Here is a 17,469-nt window from a genome sequence, read left to right on the forward strand (position 1 = left end):
TTTTTTTTTATAACAAACACCCATATATGTCCGCGATGTCCCCCGCGCCCCTTTAAGGGGCGCGGGGAACTGCGCGACAAGCCCCCACCCACCCGCACCCGACAACGAACCCCACGGGGTCTGGGGCGGAGAAATCAGCCCCCATGTACCTGCAGACGCCACCCCCGTCTGACACCATCCGACAGACAAGCAACAAGGCAGACACGACCACCCCATCCCCGCGAGGTCCGTGATGCGAAAGATCGTTCTGAGTATTGGCATTTCCCTCGACGGGTTCTTCGAGGGACCCAACCGCGAGATCGACTGGCACGTGGTCGACGACGAAATGCTCCGGCACTTCAACGAATTCGTCGGCGAGCTGGGCGGCCTCCTGACCGGCCGAGTCACGCACGAGTTGATGGCGGCCTACTGGCCCACCGCCGACCAGGACCCCGAATGCTCCGAGACCAACCGCGAGTTCGCCGCCATCTGGCGGGACATCCCGAAAATCGTCTACTCACGGACGCTGGAGAAGGCCGACTGGAACGCGACCGTCGTACGGGAGGTCGCCCCCGACGTGATCAGGGCGCTCAAGGAACAGCCGGGCGGGGACCTCGTGGTCGGCGGGGCGGACCTCGCGGCGGAGTTCCGGCGGCACGACCTGATCGACGAGTACCGGATCTACGTCCACCCGGTGCTCATCGGCCACGGCAACCCCCTCTTCCGCGACACCGACGCCCTCGCCCGGCTGCGCCTCATCGAGACCCACGTCTTCGGCAACGGCGTGGTCCTGCTGCGCTACGAGCGCACAGAGACCACCTCCTGAGCCCCGCCGCACGCCCTGGTCAGCCCCGGCCCCCGTCTCCGCCCCCGCCCTCGTCCGGCGGACGTTCCGGGAAACGGAGGAGCCGGGCGGAGGGCGGGACCGGGAAGTCCTCGGTGTCGGGATGTCCGGAGACGTCAGAGGCATCGGAGACGTCGGGATGCCCTGAGACATTGGAACCGGGCCCGGCCCGCCCCTCACCATGTTCCTGCCCCTCTCGCCCCTCCCGGCCCGTCGCCCGCGCATGTTCGTTCCAGCCCGCGCGGAACCAGTTCAGCTGATGCCGTTGGAGTTCTTCCTCGGTGAGGACGCGGACGGAATCCGGTCCCGCCGCCCGGACCTTCTCGCCGAGCCCGATGAGCAGTTCGCCCACCAGGCGGGAGACGTGTTCCGCCTCGTCGTCCGGGCCGCCTTCTGGATTTCCCATGCCGCGCTCCCTCAAGGCCCCCGCAGGCCAGTGGCCCGGGTACTCCGGCCCTCCGCCGGCCCCCGGCCCCTTCGTCGTCAGCCGCCCTCCGGCAGGAACTGCTGGGCCACCTTGGCGAACAGCTCCCGCAGCTCGGGCGGGACACCCATGCGCAGAGCGGCCTCCTCGACGCTCAGCCACGGGCGGTCCTCACCACCCGCGGGGCGCTCGCCGTCCGACACCGGCAGATCGTCCTCGGTGAGCCGGCCCGAGCGGATGAGCATCTCCCGCAGCGGCACGCCGAGCACGGCCGCGATACGCCGCATCGTCTCCAGGTCGGGCATGGACTGCCGCTGGAGCAGCCGGCTCACGGCGGCCCGGTGCACCCCGGCGTCGTCGGCGAGCTTCGAACGGCCGCCGCCGCGCGGGCTGTCGATGTCGTAGCCCCGGACGCGCAGCAGTCCCTCGATCCAGCCGGCGAAGTCGTCGAGGCCTGCCGCCCGGAAGTTGTGGTCGGCGCGGGCACCGACCCGTGAGCTCGAAGCCATGAGTCCGCTCTCCCCTCGTCGCCGAGGCAGCGTACCGATCGCACACGCACCAATGTGTGTGCGCGCCCGCGCGTAACTGTGGAGATTCGGCAACTTCCCGCAGCTCAGGAGGGGTTGAGGACCCGCCGTCACATCGACCTCCACGGAACGTAATCACTTGCGTACGCGCTCGCAACATGCAACTCTGTCCGCTCGTTCGAAACTGTCGAACATATGTTCCCATAGATGGGGAGGGGTTGCACGTGCCCGACCAGCCGCCCGGAGCCGCCGCCACCACGATCACAGCCTTCGCCCGGCGTTCTGCTGCCGCACCGGTATCGCGCGGCTGCGACCGGCGCCCGGCCCATACGCAGCGCGAGGCCGGCCGATGAGCGAGGACCACGGTGGAGCCGTCTGGATCGCCTCGCTCGTCCGCCGTTTCCCGGACCTCGTCGACGAGTTGTCCCCCGCGGTCCACGGAGGCCTGCGTGAGCGCCGCGACAACGGGCCCGTCGGTGGCACGACCGCCCCGGTCCGCCTCTACGTCTCCGACGCCGTACGGGACATCACCGACGGAGTCGTCGAACTGGAGGAGGCCGTACGTGAACGGCTCGGGCTGCGGCCGGTACCCCCGGCCTCCGTGCCGGTGCGGCTGCGCCGTATCGCCGGACTGCTGGACCGCATCGCCGCCGACCCGTTGCTCGCCCCGCACGTCGAGGACGAGACCCGGCGGATGGCCGCACGCTGCGCCCGCGCGCTCGGCGACCCGGAGCAGCTCGTACGGCTGCCCGGCCGCTGCCCCGCCTGCGACTGCGTCTCCCTGCGGGCGTTACCCGAGCGGGCCGAGATCAGATGCGTCAATCCCGTGTGCGGGCGGTTACTGGAGGACGAGCACTCATGACCAGAACCACGAACACCGGCAAGGCTGTCAACATCCCCCTGATCACCGCCGAGTTGGCCGCCGACGAGGCGGGCGTCACGACCGCGACCATCCGCAAGTGGGTGCAGCGCGGCCGTCTGCGGCCCGCGGGCACACAGGGCCGGCGGCGCCTCTTCCGCCTGGAGGACGTCTTCGCGGCCGAACGGACGACACACCTCGCCCGGCACCACGACCACTGATCCACCCGGCACCACGACCACCGATCCCGCCGTACGCGCGAGGGGTCCCGCCGCACCACGCGGCGGGACCCCTCATGCGTACGCCCGAATAACCGCCAGGCATAAGCCACTTGCAAGTTTCCACGACCGGTGTCACAGTGGATGCAGCGGCAGAGCTGCGCCCGGAGGACGGGCGGCGGACCTGCCGCTTTGTGTTGCCCGGAAACTCCCGGGCCAGGCCGCCCGGAGACCCCGGAAACCCGTCTCCCGAAGGGAGCGTCCATGTGGCCATCCTGACCTTCCCCGACGCCGAGCAACTGGTCGTCGACTTCCTCAAGAACCGGGCCGAGCTGACCGGTGTCACCGTCGACAGCCGCCCGCCGGCCGGGTTCGACGGCACCCAGAAGGTGGTCCTCGTCTCCCACATGGGCGGCGCCTGGGTCGACGACCAGCATCTCGACCAGCCGCTGCTCGACCTGGAGGCGTACGGCCCGGACAAGCCCACGGCGCACACCGTGGCGCTGTCCGCCCGTGCCTGCGTCCTGGAACTGGCCGACACGGTGTACGGCTCCGCGGTCGTCGTCGATGTCTCCGAGGCCGACGGACCGCGCTGGCTCCCCGACTACACGCGGTCGGCGGCGAACCGCTACCGCTCCACGATCCGGCTGCTGCTGCGGCTCGGCTGAGCCCCGCGCCGCACCGCACCGCCCTTCACCGCAGGACCGCTCAAGTCCCTTGACTGAAAGAGGCGTTCGCATGGCAACGAACAACGGCAAGGAAATCCGTGTCGCCGGTACCGGCCGGGTCCTGGTGGCCCCCGCCGGAAACGCCGCGCCGGCCAAGTCCGACGACGTCTGGCCGGTCGGCTGGGTCGAGCTGGGATACACCTCCGTCGACGGCATCAAGCTCAACAAGAAGGACAAGATCGACCCGGTCGACACCTGGCAGTCGGCGAGCCCGGGCCGGTTCATCTACTCCGACCGCGACCTGACGGTGAAGTTCCAGCTGCTCCAGATGAACAAGAGCACGCTCTCGTTCTTCATGGGCATCCCGGCCACCGACATCACCCAGACCTCGGTGGGCGGTACCGCGGTGGCGGACACGTACGAGTTCCTGATCCCGAGTACGCCCGCCAAGGACGAGCGGGCCCTCGGCATCGAGTTCACGGACGGCACGGACGCCGTGTACCGCTTCATCCTGCCGCGCGGGCAGGTCACCGAGACCGAGGAGATGGGCTTCACGCGGACCGGTTCCGTGAAGCTCGGGGTCACCTTCACCGCGCTGGAGGCGGAGACCGCCAAGCGCGAACTGGCCAAGTGGATCATGAAGGACAAGGCGTACGCCGCCCTGTGACGGACCTTGTGATCCACCTTCGGTGACAGCCCCTCTCCGGGCTCGTCACCCGGGGCGGCGGGCTCCCCCACCCGCCGCCCCGGCCCCCACCCACAGACCCCGGTCGCATGTCGGCTGCGGGCCGGTGGGGGTTGCTCGCGCAGTTCCCCGCGCCCCTGAAAAGCGGGGCTGCGCCCCTAGCTTTTCGCCTTTAGGGGCGCGGGGAACTGCGCGCTCAGCCACAACGCACCCGCACCAGACACACAACGGCACCCCCATCCCTCATCACCCCGCTACCCACAAGGGAGTTCACATGGCCGGATTCAACGTCAACGCGGCCCGCGCACAGCGCCTGGAGGCGCTCGGCCGGGCCTGGACCTTCGAACTCGACGACGACAGCTTCGAGCTGCCGACCGAGCTGACCCGCACCACGGCCCGCACACTCCGCGACCTCGACGACAACGACGTCGACGGGCTGCTCCAACTCCTGCTGGGCGAGAAGCAGTTCGCCCGCTTCGAGCGGCACGACGTCACCATGCAGGACATCGCCGCCATCCTGGAGGCCTACGGCAAGGAGACGGGGCTGGGCCTGGGGGAAGACTGAGCCTCGGCGAGCTCGTCGAAGAGCACGCCGAGGCCCTGGAGGCGGATCTGCTCCGCCACTACGGGGTCGACCTGCTGGACTGGCACCGGGGGCAGCTGTCGTCGCGGCGGCTCTCGGTGCTGGTCCAGCACCTTCCCCGGGACAGCGCCACGGCCCGCGAACTGCACGGCGAGGCGGCTGACTGGTCGGTCACCGACCACCTGCTCGCCACGGTCGTCGACCAACTCGCAGAGGCGAACTGGATGTTCGCGACGGTCAACCGGGACGAGGACAGCGAACCGCTGGAATTCCCCGAGGCCGTACCCCGACCGGGCGACGAGCCGGACGCCGGGCCGGCACAACGGACTGCGGCGCGGACGGGGGCGCCGACGGCGGAGGAACTCACCCGCTTCTTCCTCTGATCGTCCCCCGAGACCTCTTCGCGCTCTCAGTCGCCGAAGAAAAGCACGAAGACCGCAAGAGCGAGCACCAGACCGGAAAGGACGGCCGCCGGCAGGGAAACCCTCCCGCTCATCACATTGTCCGGGGTCTCGGCATTGGACAGGTCCTCGGGGTCATAGACCACATCAATGATTCCCCCTACGAGGGCAGGCGGATTCCTGAAGGGCCCCACCCGCACCCGCAGCTTCCTGCCGTCCTCCGCCGTGAACTGCATCGTGAGAGTGCTGATGCCTTTAGTGTCTCTTTCTCTGTTCACGCATTTCGCAGCAATACGAACCTGCCTCTCGGTATCACATGAGAGCCACGACACCGAGGCCCACGGTGGCGGCCCCGGCCATGGAGGCGAGAAGGGTGATCGGCCACAGCCGGATCACGGGATACTCGCCTGCAGGGTAGAAGAATGCAGGGTATCCAGGATCGTAATCGATGGATACGGCCTCCCCCATGGAAAATTTACGGTCCCCAAATTTCCGCGGCGTGCTTGCGATCCAGTCCGTTTCCGTTACGGACCGGTCGAGCCGCGTATCGCCATTCACCGGCGAAAAGCGATAGGAGAGGCCTGTCGAGAGTTTGAGGGTATCGAGTATCTCAACCTCAATGGTGATCTTTCTTCGATACTCCCGCAGGCAGCTCAGGGTCAGAAGAACCCCCCACAGCAGGACACCGAAACCGACACTTATCACGATGCATGCACCCAGAGTCCCTAAATTCACGGGCATATTCTATCAAGATCCCACTTGATAAGAGGGAGCAATGACGGACAAGACACCAGCGCAACTGGACAAGGAGATCCGCGACCTCAGATCGGATCTGGACAAAAAGGTTGATCCTGGCACACTGGCCGGACTGGCCAGAATCGCCGACGTCAAGAAAGCGGCACTCAAGAGCAGCGGCGAGGAAATCGCCACTCAGACATGGGTCCAAAACGAGACAAAGAACAAGATATGGGAGGAGATCAAAAGTCCGGAAATTCTGGGTCTGGTCGCAGCGCTGACGATCGTCAAATTTGAACTCACTCCTTTCCTGAGCCTGGAGCCGGTCGTCGAGGAGATCTTCAAGAAGAAGGGACTTGAGCGCAACAAATTCGGCGTCATGTGGAAAGTGCAAGCAGAAGAGCTGCAGAGACGTGCGCGAGAGATCGCGGCCGTCGAATCCCGACTTGCCAAAATGGAGAAAGGTATAGGGAAACTCCAGGACTTGGCGGTCGGCGCACACAGCAAAATCCGTAACTCCAACACACGCATCCAGTCGCTGGAGCGAAAGGTTTCCCGCATCGACCGGGCGGCGAACACAGCCAGGCAGCAGGTCCGGCACATGGATTCCTCCGCTGCGCTGTCCGGCACGACCAACCAGGTCACGCTCCTCGAACGACGTGTCGGCCTGCTTGCTTCCGCGCTGTCCTGACCTCACACCTCCAGAGGGATTCCTCTCATGAATCTGAAACAAGCCCTCACAAATGCCACGGCAGGAATGGAGCGGTTTCGCAGCCGCACGTCGGTTTCCAGCTCGGCCATGTCCCAGCTCAAAGGATCCGTCAACTCCGGGGCGAGCGCTGTGGGAAGGCTGCGCGGCGGACTGACCAACGCCGAGACCACCCTGGGCAAATCCAAAGGCACCACCGACAAGTTCAGGACCTCCCTCGACAAGCTCAAGTCCTCCGCCGACAAGGCCAAGAACGCCCTCAAGGACGTAAAACAGCAGTCCGACGCCGTGGAGAAGTCCGTCGGGAAGGCCGGCAAGAACGCCGACAAGGGCGGGAAGTCCATGGGGAGCCTCGGGAAGGGGCTCAAGGGCGCGTCCACCGCGCAGAAGGGGCTCAACCTCGCCATGGCGTCCAACCCGTTCGGGCTGATCATGACCCTGGTGGCCCCGCTCATCGCCCAGTTCGTGAACATGGACAAGGTCGCCGCCCTGGTCCGCAAGGGGCTCACCGCCGCGTGGAGTCACATCAAGAGCTCCTCGCAGTCGGCCGCGAAGATCATCGGGCCGCTCTTCAAGGGCGTCGTGAACGGGTTCCTGACACCCACCAAGATGCTCGTCCGCGGGCTCAACGTCCTCATCAGCGCCCTCAACCGCGTCAAGTTCAAGGTCCCGGACTGGGTGCCCGGCATCGGCGGCCGGGGCTTCGCCTTCAACCTGTCGCCCATCCCGGTGCCGCAGCTCGCGAAGGGCGGCGTCGTACGGGCCCGGGCCGGCGGCACGCTCGCGCTCGTCGGCGAGGGCGGTGAGCACGAGGCCGTCATCCCGCTGTCCAGGCTGGAGCGGATGCTCGGCTCCGGCGGTGGCATGCGCCGGCTCGCGGCGGCCGTGGAGGCACTCGCCGAGCGGCCCGTCCAGATCGACGTGGACTCCCAGACCATCGCGCGCGCCGTCCAGCTGGGGCAGCGCAAGCTCGCCCGGAGGTGAGGCAAGGACATGGCCAGGAATCTCTGGATCGGCAAGCCCGGTCTGCTGCGGGAAATCGACCAGGCCGCCAAGAGCTGGGACCGCACTGCCGAGTTGAACGTCACCGAGTTCAAGTCCCTCGAAGGGCGGATCACCACCATCGCGCCGCCGCGTACGGTCCGTCGGCTCAAGTTCTCCTGGGACTGGCTCGAACCAGGTGACGCCCAGCACCTGACCCGGCTCGCGCGCCGGGTCAACGGGCCCGGTCTGCAAGGCAGTCCGGCGCCCTCGTACGGACCGCTCGCCGTCGTCGACCCGGCCTCCGTCAACCTGCTCGGGCCGTACCAGGCGGCGGCCCAGAGCGGTGAACCCGGCGGCACCGACCACTGGTTCACCGTGAGCGGCTCCCTGGGCGTGCTCCCGTACACCGGTGACACCGTCATCGGCGACTTCGGGGAGAACACCCGGGTCGGCTGGAGGCACGGTCTGTGGGCCGGCTGGCCGGTGGCTCCCGGTATGCGGGTGTCCTGGCGGGTGCCGCCCGACTGGAACCCGGCACTCGCCACGGCCCAGCTGGACTGGAAGCGCGCCGACGGCACGTATCTGGGCACCACGGCCGCGACCGGCGCCGCCGTCACCGGCACCGCTCCCGCCGAGGCCGCCTTCGTCACTCCGGTCGGCGGCCCCGGGGAGGCCGTACTCGCCGGACTGGCCGGCGCCTGTCTGACGATCGACGCGGACCCCGTCGCGTACGCGCTCGGCGACGGCTGCCCGGCGATGACCGTGACCGCGTACAGCGACGTCCCGGCGGCCCGGCTGCCGTACCGGAACATCAGCATCGACCTGGTGGAGGTGTAACAGGTGCAGGAATCGGACGAGTTGCTCGGCGCCGCCCTCGCCGCCCCGGACCGGACCCCGGCCCACGCCACCCGGCTCGGCGGCCGTGAGCTGGGCGCGCAGATCCAGTCCTGGAAGGTGGAACGGGCCTACAGCACCGATCTCCCCGAGGCCTTGCGCGCCTTCTCCGGAAGCGCGTCGGCCCAGCTGGAACTGCTCCTCGGCGGCAACGGCGTGCCCGCGCCGCTGCTGTACTCGGCCTGGGCGGGCCGCGGCACCGGAGACGTCGTACGCCCCGGCCAGTCCGTCGTCCACAGGGCGGGCGCGAACGGCCGTACGGTGCCCGCGTTCCGGGGCACAGTGCGGTCCCGTACGGCCGCGTTTGGCAGCGACACCGTCACCGTGCAGGCGCTGGACGGCGCGGAGCGGCTGCGCGGACCCGCGCAGCTCCCGCGGCCCTATCACGGTCTGCGCCACGGGCGTCCCGTGGCGAGCGCGACCTGGTGCGTGGACGAACTCCTGCGCCAGGGCGGCATCCACAGCTGTCCGCCGCCCCGGGGACCGGCCGTGGCCGAGGACCCCGCCAAGCCGTTCACCGTGCTCTACGCCTCACTGCACGGCGGCTTCAACGCCTCGTACGGGCAGCCCGAGACGCTGCCGGCCCCGGCGTCGTACTCCTGGATCCGGGACGGAGCCCCGTTCGACACGGCGCTGATGCCGAAGGCGGCCGGGCTCGAAGTGTCCTGGATGCCACGGTCCCGCTTCGTCGTGGCCGGGAAGGTGTTCCAGGCCGAGCTGCATGTCAACACCGCTCTCTCGGTGGGCAGCGAACTGGAACTCAAGCTGGTCTTCGACCGCAGCGCGGGAGCGTTCGGGAACTACGCGCTGAACGTCTACTTCGCGACCGGCGTCGTGAAGATCACCTCGGGCACGGTCGACGGCGGCGGCACGGTCGCGAGCTGGACCATTCCCAAGCTCGCCTCCCTCAAGGGCGTGTGGCATCTCGGGTTCACGGTGGACACCCGGGCGGGAACCACCGGCGCGAGCACCCCGGCGACCGTGTACCCACGGCTCACCGCACCCGACGGGGAGTACGTCGTCCCGCCGACCGCGCCCTACACGTTCACCGAGGCATCCGCCCTCCAACCGCCCTCCGAGCTGTTCCAGGTCAATCTGAAGACGGACGTGGCCGTCGAGTGCCTCCAGGTCACCGACCGTTCCTGGCCCGACCTGACGTCGTACACGGCCGACGAGTGGGAGCAGAGGGGCCGTTGGGCCAGGGGCGCGGTGCTCGACGACGCGACGGTGCCGCTGTTCGACCTGCCCAAGGTCTCCGGCTCCCAGTGGGACGCCATCACCGAGATCGCCCGCGCCACCCTGTCCACCGCCGAGTTCGACGAGCAGGGTGTCTTCCGCTGGCGCGGGCCGAGCCGCTTCCAGTCGGTGCCTGCCCGGCCCGATCTCACGGTGACCACCCGGCGGGACATCGCCGCGCTCACCGTCTCCGAGGAGATCGACGCCTGCCGCAACTACTGCGAACAGCCCTACCAGGACTGGACGGGCATCAGCCACACCTTCAGCGACACGGTCACCGACACCGTCGTACGGGAGATCCGGCCGGGCACCCCGGTGGAGGTCGCCTATGCGATCGCCGAGGACGAACTCGACGTCGGGCCGCTCCAGATCGAGGACGACGTGGCTCCGATCGGGGGCCACCGGGTCCGCTTCGGCAGCGCGGCGACGGGCGGCACCTCGGTCAAGGGCCGGGTGACGGTCGGCTCGCGGCGCGACGGCCCCAACTACATCGTCCGCTTCACCAACCACGGTACGGCGAGCGTCTGGACGGTCACCAAGGACGGCAAACCGTCCGTGCAGATCATCCCGCAGAAGCGCACGGGCGATCCCAGGCAGCGCTCGTACGCCTGGTACAACACCAACAGCCAGCTCCACTACGGCAAGCAGGTCTACCAGGCGCCCGCGACCGAGTGGGTGCAGCAGCGGCAGGCCGCCTCGGACCTGTCGTTCGCCATGCTCGACGCCGGCCGCTATCCGGTGCCGGTGCTCGGCGAGGTGGAGGTGCTGCACGACCCCCGCATCCAACTCGGCGATGTCGTACGGGTGGTGGACACCAGCGGCGCCACGCTCGACACGCTCGCCTGGGTCGTCGGCATCCGCACCACCTGCGCGTCCGGCGCCGCCCCGCAGCAGACCCTGACCCTGCGCGGCACCTCGTACAACGGCGCCCCGGCCGACGCCGGGCTCACCCCGGACCCGCCGGTCGATCCGGGGTACGGCACGCAGCGCACGTACTCCCTGATCGAGGCGCAGAACGCCACGCTCGACACCCTGACCAGCAGCAAGGTCTCCTACGGCGAGCTGCTCGGGGGGACCGGGAGGTGCGGCATGAGCGACCCGGTGACCGAACTGCCCGTGGAGGAGCCTCCGTTGGAGCCCTCCGGCCACGACGGCAGCGTGGCCCATCCCGTCCCGATCGACAGCCCGACGACACGCGACGGCGACGGCGGCATGCCTGCGGATTCGCTGCCACCGGTCCTGGGCGCCTGACGGCGCGCCCGGGTCTCCCCCATCCCCTCATTCCCCGTCCCCACGAGTTCCAGGAGGAGGCCGTCATGGCCCTGCTCACTCCGCTCGGCAGTCTTCCGTACCCGCAGCCAGCCGACGCCGCGAACATTCCCGTGCACATCCAGTCACTCGCCGAGGCCGTGGACGGCCGGACCGTGCTGCGGTTCGCCGACGGCGCCGCGCGGGACACCAAGGTGACCGCCCCGGTGGCGGGCATGCTCTGCTGGCTCAGCACGCCGAAGCAGTACTGGTACTACACCGGCAGCGTCTGGGCCCAACTGGCGCCCGCCCCGGTCCACAAGGCGAACGCGACGGTCGGCACCACCGCCTCGACGGCGTTCGTGGAGACGCTCACCGGTTCCACCGGCGACCCGACGGCCGCCGCCTTCACAGCTCCTGCCTCCGGCTCCGTGCTGGTGTCGGTGGGCGCGCGTATCAGCAACAGCACCACCGGTACGTGCTTCATGTCGGCGAACGTCCGGGCCGGCTCGGGCTCGACGGTCGTACTGGCCGCCGGCGACGGCCGCTCGGCCCTCTCCACCGGCACGGGCCAGGTCTCGGCGAGCACCCAGTACCTGGTCGGCGGGCTCACCCCGAACAGCGCGTACACGGCGACCGCCGCCTACCGGTGCACCGCGGGAACGGCCACGTTCGCCTTCCGGTTCCTGACCGTCACCCCCGTGAACTGAGGACGCCATGGCCACACCCCTGACCGCCGACGCCCTCGCCCGCGCGCTGCGCGGCGAGGGCGTCGCCCTGACCGAACACTCCAACTGGCGTACGCACAACCGCAATCACAAAGGTCCCTGGGGTCCGGTGCACGGCGTGATGCTGCACCACACCGCGGGCACCGACAGTCTCCGCCTGTGCCGCGAAGGCACCGCGGCACTGCCGGGCCCGCTGTGCGTCGGGCTGATCACCAAGGAGGGCACACTGCACCTGCTCGGGTACGGCCGCACCAACCACGCCGGTTCGGGTTCGACCGCGGTCCTGGAGGCCGTACGGGCCGAGAGGTCCACGCTCCCCGCCCCCGGGCCGGACGCCGTGGACGGCAACGCCCGCTTCTACGGCTTCGAGATCGAGAACCTGGGCAATGGCCGCGATCCGTATCCGGCGGCCCAACTCGCCGCCGTGGAGCGGCTGTCGGCGGCCGTCTGCCGTGCCCACGGCTGGTCGGCGGCAAGCGTGATCGCCCACAAGGAGTGGACTCGGCGGAAGATCGACCCGTCGTTCCCGATGGCGGTGATGCGCGCGCGGATCGACGCGCTGCTGGGCGACAGGCCCACTCCGCGCCCCACACCTGTGGCGCACGCACCCTTCCCCGGCGCCGCGTTCTTCGTGCCTGGCCGCCGCAGCGAACTGGTCACCGCCGTCGGCAGACGGCTGGTGGCCGAGGACTGCGGCCGGTACGCGAACGGCCCCGGCCCCGTCTGGACCCGCGCCGACGTCCTCTCGTACGCCGCCTGGCAGCGCAAGCTCGGCTACGTGGGCGCGGCGGCGGACGGCATCCCGGGCCGCACCAGCTGGGCCAGACTGCGCGTGCCGAGCCCCTGACGCGCGAGGCGCGCCGGGAAGCGCAGCCAACACCGAAAAGAACGAGGAGCAGCACGATGACCGATACCGATGCCGATGCCGATGCGGACGATCGCCGGGAGGTGTGCGATGACGGCGACTGAGACGGAGGAGGTCGTGCTGGAGCTGGAGCGGCTGCGTCGCTCGGTCGACGTCGGTTTCGCGACCACCCGCGGCGACCTCGCCCTTCTCCTCCAGCGCGCCGACCAGACCGACAAGACCCTCGACGAACACGAGACCCGCATCGAGGCCCTGGAACGCACCCGCTGGCCCCTGCCGTCCCTGGCGGCGGCCACATCGTGCCTGGCACTGGCGCTTACGGTCTGGCAGACGCTGGGCCGCTAGGCGCTCTACTTCTCGGCCCGCGCCGGCCCTGTGATCGCCTCCGTGACGACGAACCCCTTGGCGGGGCCTTCGGGGATGGTGACCTCGGTGCCGTAGGGGACCCGGTGGATGTCCTCCCAGTCGGCCCTGTCGGGGCGGGGTCCGGTGAAGAGGGTGACGGCGCCCTCACCGTCGTAGTCATCGATGATCACGTACACCGGGATACCCGCACGGGCGTACTCGCGGCGTTTGCGGACGCGGTCACGGTCCTGGTTGCGCTTGCCGGGTGAGACGACTTCGACGATGAGCTGGACGGAGTCGGCCCTGACTCCCATGTCGTCCTCGTCGCCGCACGGCTCCGTGTCCTCCGGGGCGACAAAGGCGTCCGGGATCCATGCCTTGCAGCTGTGGATCACGTTCACGTCCTGATGGCAGGCGTACTCGCCTCCGTCCAGGAACTTGTCCAGCGCCCTTCGCACGCGGTTGGTGATCAGGCCGTGCGACCGGCGAGCGGTGGGCGACACCTCGATGGCTCCCTCAATGATCTCAGCGTGGTAGCCCTCGGGAAGTTCCATGGCTTTCCATGCCTGCCACAGGACCTCGTCGAGGCCGGGCCCGTTCTCGGGCAGGCAGTGAGGCTCGGTCCTGATCTCGGTCATGGTCTCGGGCCTCTCGTGTGCAAGAGCGGTCATCGTGGCGTCACCTCCTCAAGTGTGGGCCGGGCGTGCTTGTGGCACAAGCAACGCCATCACGATAGGCAGCCACATGGGCTCACCTGCGGAAACGTTCGCTGTTCACTCGAACAGATGAAGCAGAAACGACTCACCTCGCCGGCCTCAGCTCGAACCACACACCCTTCGCATACCGCCCCGCCCTCTCGACGGCGACGCCCCATGTGTCCGCCACCTCCTCGACCAGGGCAAGCCCTCGCCCCCAGCAGGCGGCGACCCCCGCCGCCGGGTGCGTCACGACCGGTGAGTCGGGGCTCTCGTCGAAGACGCTCACATGGAGACGGGCCGGATTCAGTCGGACCCGGAGCATGGCGGCGCCCTTGGTGTGCAGATGGACGTTCGTGACGAGCTCCGAGGTGCACAGGGCGGCGGGCATGACGAGGGTTTCGCGGTCGTGCGTGAACAGGACGGCCCGCACGAAGTCCCAGCAGACGCGGGGCGCGGTCGCGTCCGCCGGGGCGAACAGGCTGTATTCGTAGGCGAGTTGCGCGGGGCGGTGGGCGGCGCGGCGGGCGGGGTGCATGCGTGGCGGCTCCAGTCGGGGTGGGGGGTGACAGGGCCCGCGCCCGGCGATGGCTTTGCCCGAGCGCTCCTGGATGGAGGGGCGGGTGCTCTGTCGGCTTGTGGGCAGGGGGAGTTGAACGGTTTCAGTGCGTGACTGAATCTACACTCCCCGTATCCGGCCAGGGATAGACATCTCAACCTATCCACCGAACCCGTTGGACCGTCCTCCCCGCACAGTGCAGACTCCGAGGGAGCCTCCAAGGAGTGACCGTGGGACTACGCACCACCATCAGTGAACGCCAGCATCGTCTGGGCTTCGAACTCAAACAACTGCGCGAACAGGCGGGGTTAAACGCAGCTGAAGCCGCTCAACGCATCGGCATGAGCCGAGCGCAGCTCAGTCATATCGAGCTGGGTCGGACATCGATCCTGACTGAGCGGCTCCTGGAGCTGTGCCACACATGCGGGTGCACAGACAAGCCCTACATGGACGCGCTGGTGTCCTTGTCCGAGGCAACCGGCAAGGGATGGTGGAGCGCGCACAAGAAGCATCTGGGGTCTGGTGCACTCAACCTCGCTGAACTGGAGGCCCAGGCCGCATCACTGCGGGTACACGAGTCGCTGTTCGTTCCGGGGCTCTTCCAGACCGCCGACTACGCGCGGGCCATCTTCAACAGCCCCGAGCTGGGCTTCGAGAACATCAACGAGGCCCTGAAGTTCCGTATGGAACGGCAGCACATCCTCACCGGCAAGAACCCGCCTTCCGTCCATGCCGTGATCCACGAAGCCGCTCTGCACATGCGGTTCGGCAGCGCCCAAGTCGTACGCGAGCAGCTGGTACGGCTCATCGAGCTGGCCCGACTGCCGAACGTGACGATCCAGGTCTATCCGTTCAGCGCACAGGCGTACGCGGCCCTCAGCGGGAACTTCGTCCATGTCATCCCCCACACCCCACGGCTGGGCACCGTGGTCCTCGACCGCGCGACGGCCACCGACTACCTGCGCGAGCCGGCACAACTCGATCAGTACGGCACGTTGTTCGACCGGCTCGCCGAGAACGCCCTCGGCCCTGTCGACGTATCGTTGGCCCCCGATGCACACTCGGTGAAGAACTCGCTGTCCCTCATCCAGCACCTGCTCTACACCCTCTAGGAGGCCCTGATGTCCGAACTGCACTGGCAGAAGTCTTCGTTCAGCGGAGCCCCCGACCAGAACTGCCTCTACATAGCCACCGCCCCCGACGGAACCCTCCGCCTCCGCGAGAGCGACACCCCCGGTGTCATCCTCGCCACCGCCCCCCAGGGGCTCGCGGGACTTCTGCACCACCTCCGTACCCGTACTCACAACTCCTGATGGCGGGCGAAGCCTTCAGGCATCCGCGGCTCGCCGCTCTCTACGACCCGCTCGATCCTGATCGGAGCGACCTCGACGCGTACGTGCGCATCGCGGAGGAGTTCGGGGCGCGGCAGGTCCTCGACATCGGCTGCGGGACAGGTGTGTTCGCGCTGCTGCTCGCCGATCGCGGGATCGAGGTCGTCGGTGTCGACCCGGCGCAGGCGTCTCTCGACGTGGCCCGGGCAAAGCCGGGCAGCGAGCGGATCCGCTGGGTCCAAGGGGACGGCACCACCCTCCCGCCGCTCCAGGTCGACCTCGCGACCATGACGGCGAACGCCGCCCAGGAGTTGGCCGATCCGGAGATGTGGCGGAAGACCCTGCGGGGTGCTTACGAAGCCCTGCGGCCCGGTGGGCGTTTCGTCTTCGAGACGCGGGATCCGGCCCGGCGCGCCTGGGAGAAGTGGAACCGCGAGGCCTCGTACGGGGTTACGGAGCTCCCGGGTGTCGGCGCGATCGAGGGCTGGGACGACCTGGTCGAGGTCGAAGGGCAGTTGGTCACGTTCCGCCACACCTTTGTGTTCGCCGCGGACGGAGAGGTACTCACCTCGGAATCGACCCTCCGTTTCCGCGAACGGGACGAGATCGAGGCCGACTTGGCCGCGCAGGGGTACGTCGTGGAGGACGTGCGCGACGCCCCCGACCGTCCGGGCCGCGAGTTCGTCTTCGTCGCGCTACGGCCGGGAGCCGGCCACACCTGAGGCCCTGCCGCTCATGAAGCCCGACCGACCCCGGTCCGGTCCGCCTCCGGTGGAGTATTGCATTCCCTTTGCACGATCCATTCCATAGGATCACAAGGTCCATTGTGGCGGCCACCGTCCTCTGACCAAGGACGGCCAAAGAGCACAGGGCTGCCGAGAAGTGAGGCACGGGGGTGCTGAATGACTGCTGGCGCAGTGTCCGTACTTGGGCTTTCAGAACTGGAAGAGCGGCTCTACCGACACTTTCTGAGAAACCCGGAAACGACGGCGGACAACGTGCATCTACTGCTGGACGCCCCGTTCCACGAGGTCGAGAAGGCTCTGGAACGGCTCACCTCCCTCGCCGTCGTGCTGGAGGGAGCGGAGGGCGGGTACCTGCCCGGGACACCCGAACTGGTCGTGGACAGCCTGACCGACATGCGACTGAAGCAACTGCACGAGGAGATGCGGGCGGTGACCCAGGCGCGGCATCTGGTCGCGTCGCTCCGCGCCGAACAGGAACTCGCACCAACCGCGGCACCGGTCGTGGAGAAGATCGAGAACCTCGACACGATCCGCGGCAGAATCGATTCCCTCGCCTTCTTCGCCCGCGAGGAGATCCTGTCCGCCGAGCCGTACGCGGCGTTGACCCACGAGAACATCCAGCATGCCCGGCCTCTGGACCTGCGATGCATCAAGAGGGGCGTACGGATCAGGAATATCGTCCTGAGCGAGGCGGTGGAGGATGCGGTCACGTTCGGATACCTGCGTGAACTGGCCTCGCTGGGTGCGGAGATACGCGTGGTGGACGAGATCCCCGCGCGCATTCTCATCTACGACCGCCACACGGCGCTGACGCCGGTGGATCCGTCCGACAGTTCACGCGGGGCGCTGGTCGCACACGAGACAGGCCTGGTCTCCAACATGGTGGCCCTCTTCGAGCAGATCTGGTCGGGCGCCAAGGAGTTGGCGTCCTTCTACGGCGACACCGGGGAGGACCGGCTGCCCGACGTGGAGCAGAGGGTCCTGGAGGCCATGTGCCGCGGCACCAAGGACGAGATCGGAGCGCGGGACCTGGGCGTCTCGGTACGCACCTACCGCCGCTACGTCGCCAGCATCCTGCAGATCCTCGATGCCGCCAGCCGCCCTCAGGCGGTGCTTCTCGCCCGTGAACGGGGGTGGATCTGAAGAGGCGGGGGCGCTGGTCCGAGAGGGAGCGACTACTTGCCATGTTGGAAAGTCGAGGTAGAC

At 68.5% G+C, this 17,469-nt stretch carries 24 protein-coding genes and 1 pseudogene; 19 read left to right on the plus strand and 6 right to left on the minus strand.

Annotated features, from left to right (window positions below; all coding sequences use genetic code 11):
• The first annotated feature begins 232 nt into the window (after positions 1–232).
• Positions 233–805 (plus strand): dihydrofolate reductase family protein, encoded by a 573-nt coding sequence (locus ACFWXQ_RS28840; protein ID WP_383957239.1) that lies wholly within the window; start codon positions 233–235, stop codon positions 803–805.
• A gap of 19 nt (positions 806–824) precedes the next feature.
• On the opposite strand, the gene ACFWXQ_RS28845 is transcribed toward ACFWXQ_RS28840, so the two are convergent.
• Together ACFWXQ_RS28845 and ACFWXQ_RS28850 are read right to left on the minus strand one after the other, a co-directional pair.
• Complete coding sequence (locus ACFWXQ_RS28845; protein ID WP_383957242.1) at positions 825–1,229, minus strand: hypothetical protein; 405 nt, start codon at positions 1,227–1,229, stop codon at positions 825–827.
• Between the two features lie 77 nt (positions 1,230–1,306).
• Positions 1,307–1,756 (minus strand): helix-turn-helix domain-containing protein, encoded by a 450-nt coding sequence (locus ACFWXQ_RS28850; RefSeq protein ID WP_383957245.1) that lies wholly within the window; start codon positions 1,754–1,756, stop codon positions 1,307–1,309.
• Positions 1,757–2,123: 367 nt separating this feature from the next.
• Here ACFWXQ_RS28850 and ACFWXQ_RS28855 point away from each other — a divergent pair, with 367 nt between their 5' ends.
• The 6 genes from ACFWXQ_RS28855 to ACFWXQ_RS28880 all read left to right on the plus strand — a co-directional run bounded on the left by ACFWXQ_RS28855 (position 2,124) and on the right by ACFWXQ_RS28880 (position 5,170).
• A complete protein-coding gene (locus tag ACFWXQ_RS28855) occupies positions 2,124–2,636 on the plus strand; it encodes a hypothetical protein (protein ID WP_383957246.1) in 513 nt (170 codons plus the stop codon).
• Positions 2,633–2,854: a helix-turn-helix domain-containing protein gene (locus tag ACFWXQ_RS28860; protein WP_383957248.1), complete on the plus strand. Its 222-nt coding sequence runs from the start codon at positions 2,633–2,635 to the stop codon at positions 2,852–2,854. Before ACFWXQ_RS28855 ends, ACFWXQ_RS28860 begins: the two co-directional genes overlap by 4 nt.
• A gap of 263 nt (positions 2,855–3,117) precedes the next feature.
• Positions 3,118–3,519, plus strand: a complete 402-nt coding sequence (locus tag ACFWXQ_RS28865) for a hypothetical protein (protein ID WP_055618397.1) — start codon at positions 3,118–3,120, stop codon at positions 3,517–3,519.
• Positions 3,520–3,589: 70 nt separating this feature from the next.
• Entirely contained in the window at positions 3,590–4,186 is a 597-nt protein-coding gene (locus ACFWXQ_RS28870) for a phage tail protein (protein ID WP_383957473.1), read from the plus strand.
• A 292-nt stretch (positions 4,187–4,478) separates the two neighbouring features.
• Positions 4,479–4,769 (plus strand): hypothetical protein, encoded by a 291-nt coding sequence (locus ACFWXQ_RS28875; protein WP_266762190.1) that lies wholly within the window; start codon positions 4,479–4,481, stop codon positions 4,767–4,769.
• Positions 4,770–4,885: 116 nt separating this feature from the next.
• Positions 4,886–5,170, plus strand: a complete 285-nt coding sequence (locus ACFWXQ_RS28880; RefSeq protein WP_383935461.1) for a hypothetical protein — start codon at positions 4,886–4,888, stop codon at positions 5,168–5,170.
• A 26-nt stretch (positions 5,171–5,196) separates the two neighbouring features.
• Here ACFWXQ_RS28880 and ACFWXQ_RS28885 read toward each other — a convergent pair whose 3' ends face one another.
• Together ACFWXQ_RS28885 and ACFWXQ_RS28890 are read right to left on the minus strand one after the other, a co-directional pair.
• Entirely contained in the window at positions 5,197–5,424 is a 228-nt protein-coding gene (locus ACFWXQ_RS28885) for a hypothetical protein (RefSeq protein ID WP_383935459.1), read from the minus strand.
• A gap of 76 nt (positions 5,425–5,500) precedes the next feature.
• A complete protein-coding gene (locus tag ACFWXQ_RS28890) occupies positions 5,501–5,923 on the minus strand; it encodes a hypothetical protein (protein ID WP_383935457.1) in 423 nt (140 codons plus the stop codon).
• A gap of 40 nt (positions 5,924–5,963) precedes the next feature.
• Here ACFWXQ_RS28890 and ACFWXQ_RS28895 point away from each other — a divergent pair, with 40 nt between their 5' ends.
• From ACFWXQ_RS28895 to ACFWXQ_RS28925, 7 genes are all read left to right on the plus strand, one after another.
• On the plus strand, positions 5,964–6,614 hold the full coding sequence (locus tag ACFWXQ_RS28895) for a hypothetical protein (protein WP_383935455.1): 651 nt from the start codon (positions 5,964–5,966) through the stop codon (positions 6,612–6,614).
• 108 nt (positions 6,615–6,722) lie between these two features.
• Positions 6,723–7,616, plus strand: coding sequence for a hypothetical protein (locus ACFWXQ_RS28900; protein WP_383935453.1), 894 nt, complete (start codon positions 6,723–6,725; stop codon positions 7,614–7,616).
• A gap of 9 nt (positions 7,617–7,625) precedes the next feature.
• On the plus strand, positions 7,626–8,453 hold the full coding sequence (locus ACFWXQ_RS28905; RefSeq protein WP_383935451.1) for a hypothetical protein: 828 nt from the start codon (positions 7,626–7,628) through the stop codon (positions 8,451–8,453).
• Between the two features lie 3 nt (positions 8,454–8,456).
• Positions 8,457–10,997: a hypothetical protein gene (locus ACFWXQ_RS28910; protein ID WP_383935449.1), complete on the plus strand. Its 2,541-nt coding sequence runs from the start codon at positions 8,457–8,459 to the stop codon at positions 10,995–10,997.
• Positions 10,998–11,062: 65 nt separating this feature from the next.
• Positions 11,063–11,704 carry a hypothetical protein gene (locus tag ACFWXQ_RS28915; RefSeq protein ID WP_383935447.1) on the plus strand — a complete coding sequence of 214 codons (642 nt, stop codon included), beginning with the start codon at positions 11,063–11,065 and terminating at the stop codon, positions 11,702–11,704.
• A 7-nt stretch (positions 11,705–11,711) separates the two neighbouring features.
• Entirely contained in the window at positions 11,712–12,569 is an 858-nt protein-coding gene (locus ACFWXQ_RS28920) for a peptidoglycan-binding protein (protein ID WP_383935445.1), read from the plus strand.
• A gap of 108 nt (positions 12,570–12,677) precedes the next feature.
• Complete coding sequence (locus ACFWXQ_RS28925) at positions 12,678–12,932, plus strand: hypothetical protein (protein ID WP_055618386.1); 255 nt, start codon at positions 12,678–12,680, stop codon at positions 12,930–12,932.
• Between the two features lie 5 nt (positions 12,933–12,937).
• Here the strand turns inward: ACFWXQ_RS28925 and ACFWXQ_RS28930 are convergent, their stop codons facing one another.
• A complete protein-coding gene (locus tag ACFWXQ_RS28930; RefSeq protein ID WP_383935442.1) occupies positions 12,938–13,603 on the minus strand; it encodes a Uma2 family endonuclease in 666 nt (221 codons plus the stop codon).
• A gap of 130 nt (positions 13,604–13,733) precedes the next feature.
• Complete coding sequence (locus ACFWXQ_RS28935; RefSeq protein WP_383935440.1) at positions 13,734–14,165, minus strand: ATP-binding protein; 432 nt, start codon at positions 14,163–14,165, stop codon at positions 13,734–13,736.
• Positions 14,166–14,416: 251 nt separating this feature from the next.
• Between ACFWXQ_RS28935 and ACFWXQ_RS28940 the strand changes: the two are divergent.
• The 5 genes and pseudogenes from ACFWXQ_RS28940 to ACFWXQ_RS28960 form a co-directional block, all read left to right on the plus strand.
• Positions 14,417–14,563 (plus strand): annotated as a pseudogene (locus ACFWXQ_RS28940) (helix-turn-helix domain-containing protein); the annotation flags it as partial.
• A 69-nt stretch (positions 14,564–14,632) separates the two neighbouring features.
• On the plus strand, positions 14,633–15,298 hold the full coding sequence (locus ACFWXQ_RS28945) for a DUF5753 domain-containing protein (RefSeq protein ID WP_383935487.1): 666 nt from the start codon (positions 14,633–14,635) through the stop codon (positions 15,296–15,298).
• A 9-nt stretch (positions 15,299–15,307) separates the two neighbouring features.
• Positions 15,308–15,499 carry a DUF397 domain-containing protein gene (locus ACFWXQ_RS28950; protein ID WP_360772574.1) on the plus strand — a complete coding sequence of 64 codons (192 nt, stop codon included), beginning with the start codon at positions 15,308–15,310 and terminating at the stop codon, positions 15,497–15,499.
• The gene (locus tag ACFWXQ_RS28955) at positions 15,499–16,239 is read left to right on the plus strand and encodes a class I SAM-dependent methyltransferase (protein ID WP_383935438.1); all 741 of its coding nucleotides are present in this window, start codon (positions 15,499–15,501) and stop codon (positions 16,237–16,239) included. Before ACFWXQ_RS28950 ends, ACFWXQ_RS28955 begins: the two co-directional genes overlap by 1 nt.
• 180 nt (positions 16,240–16,419) lie before the next feature.
• The gene (locus ACFWXQ_RS28960) at positions 16,420–17,406 is read left to right on the plus strand and encodes a helix-turn-helix transcriptional regulator (RefSeq protein ID WP_383935436.1); all 987 of its coding nucleotides are present in this window, start codon (positions 16,420–16,422) and stop codon (positions 17,404–17,406) included.
• Positions 17,407–17,469 lie beyond the last annotated feature (63 nt).

The sequence above is a fragment of the Streptomyces sp. NPDC058697 genome, from assembly GCF_042715345.1.
In the GTDB taxonomy this organism is placed as follows: Bacteria; Actinomycetota; Actinomycetes; order Streptomycetales; family Streptomycetaceae; genus Streptomyces; species Streptomyces liliifuscus.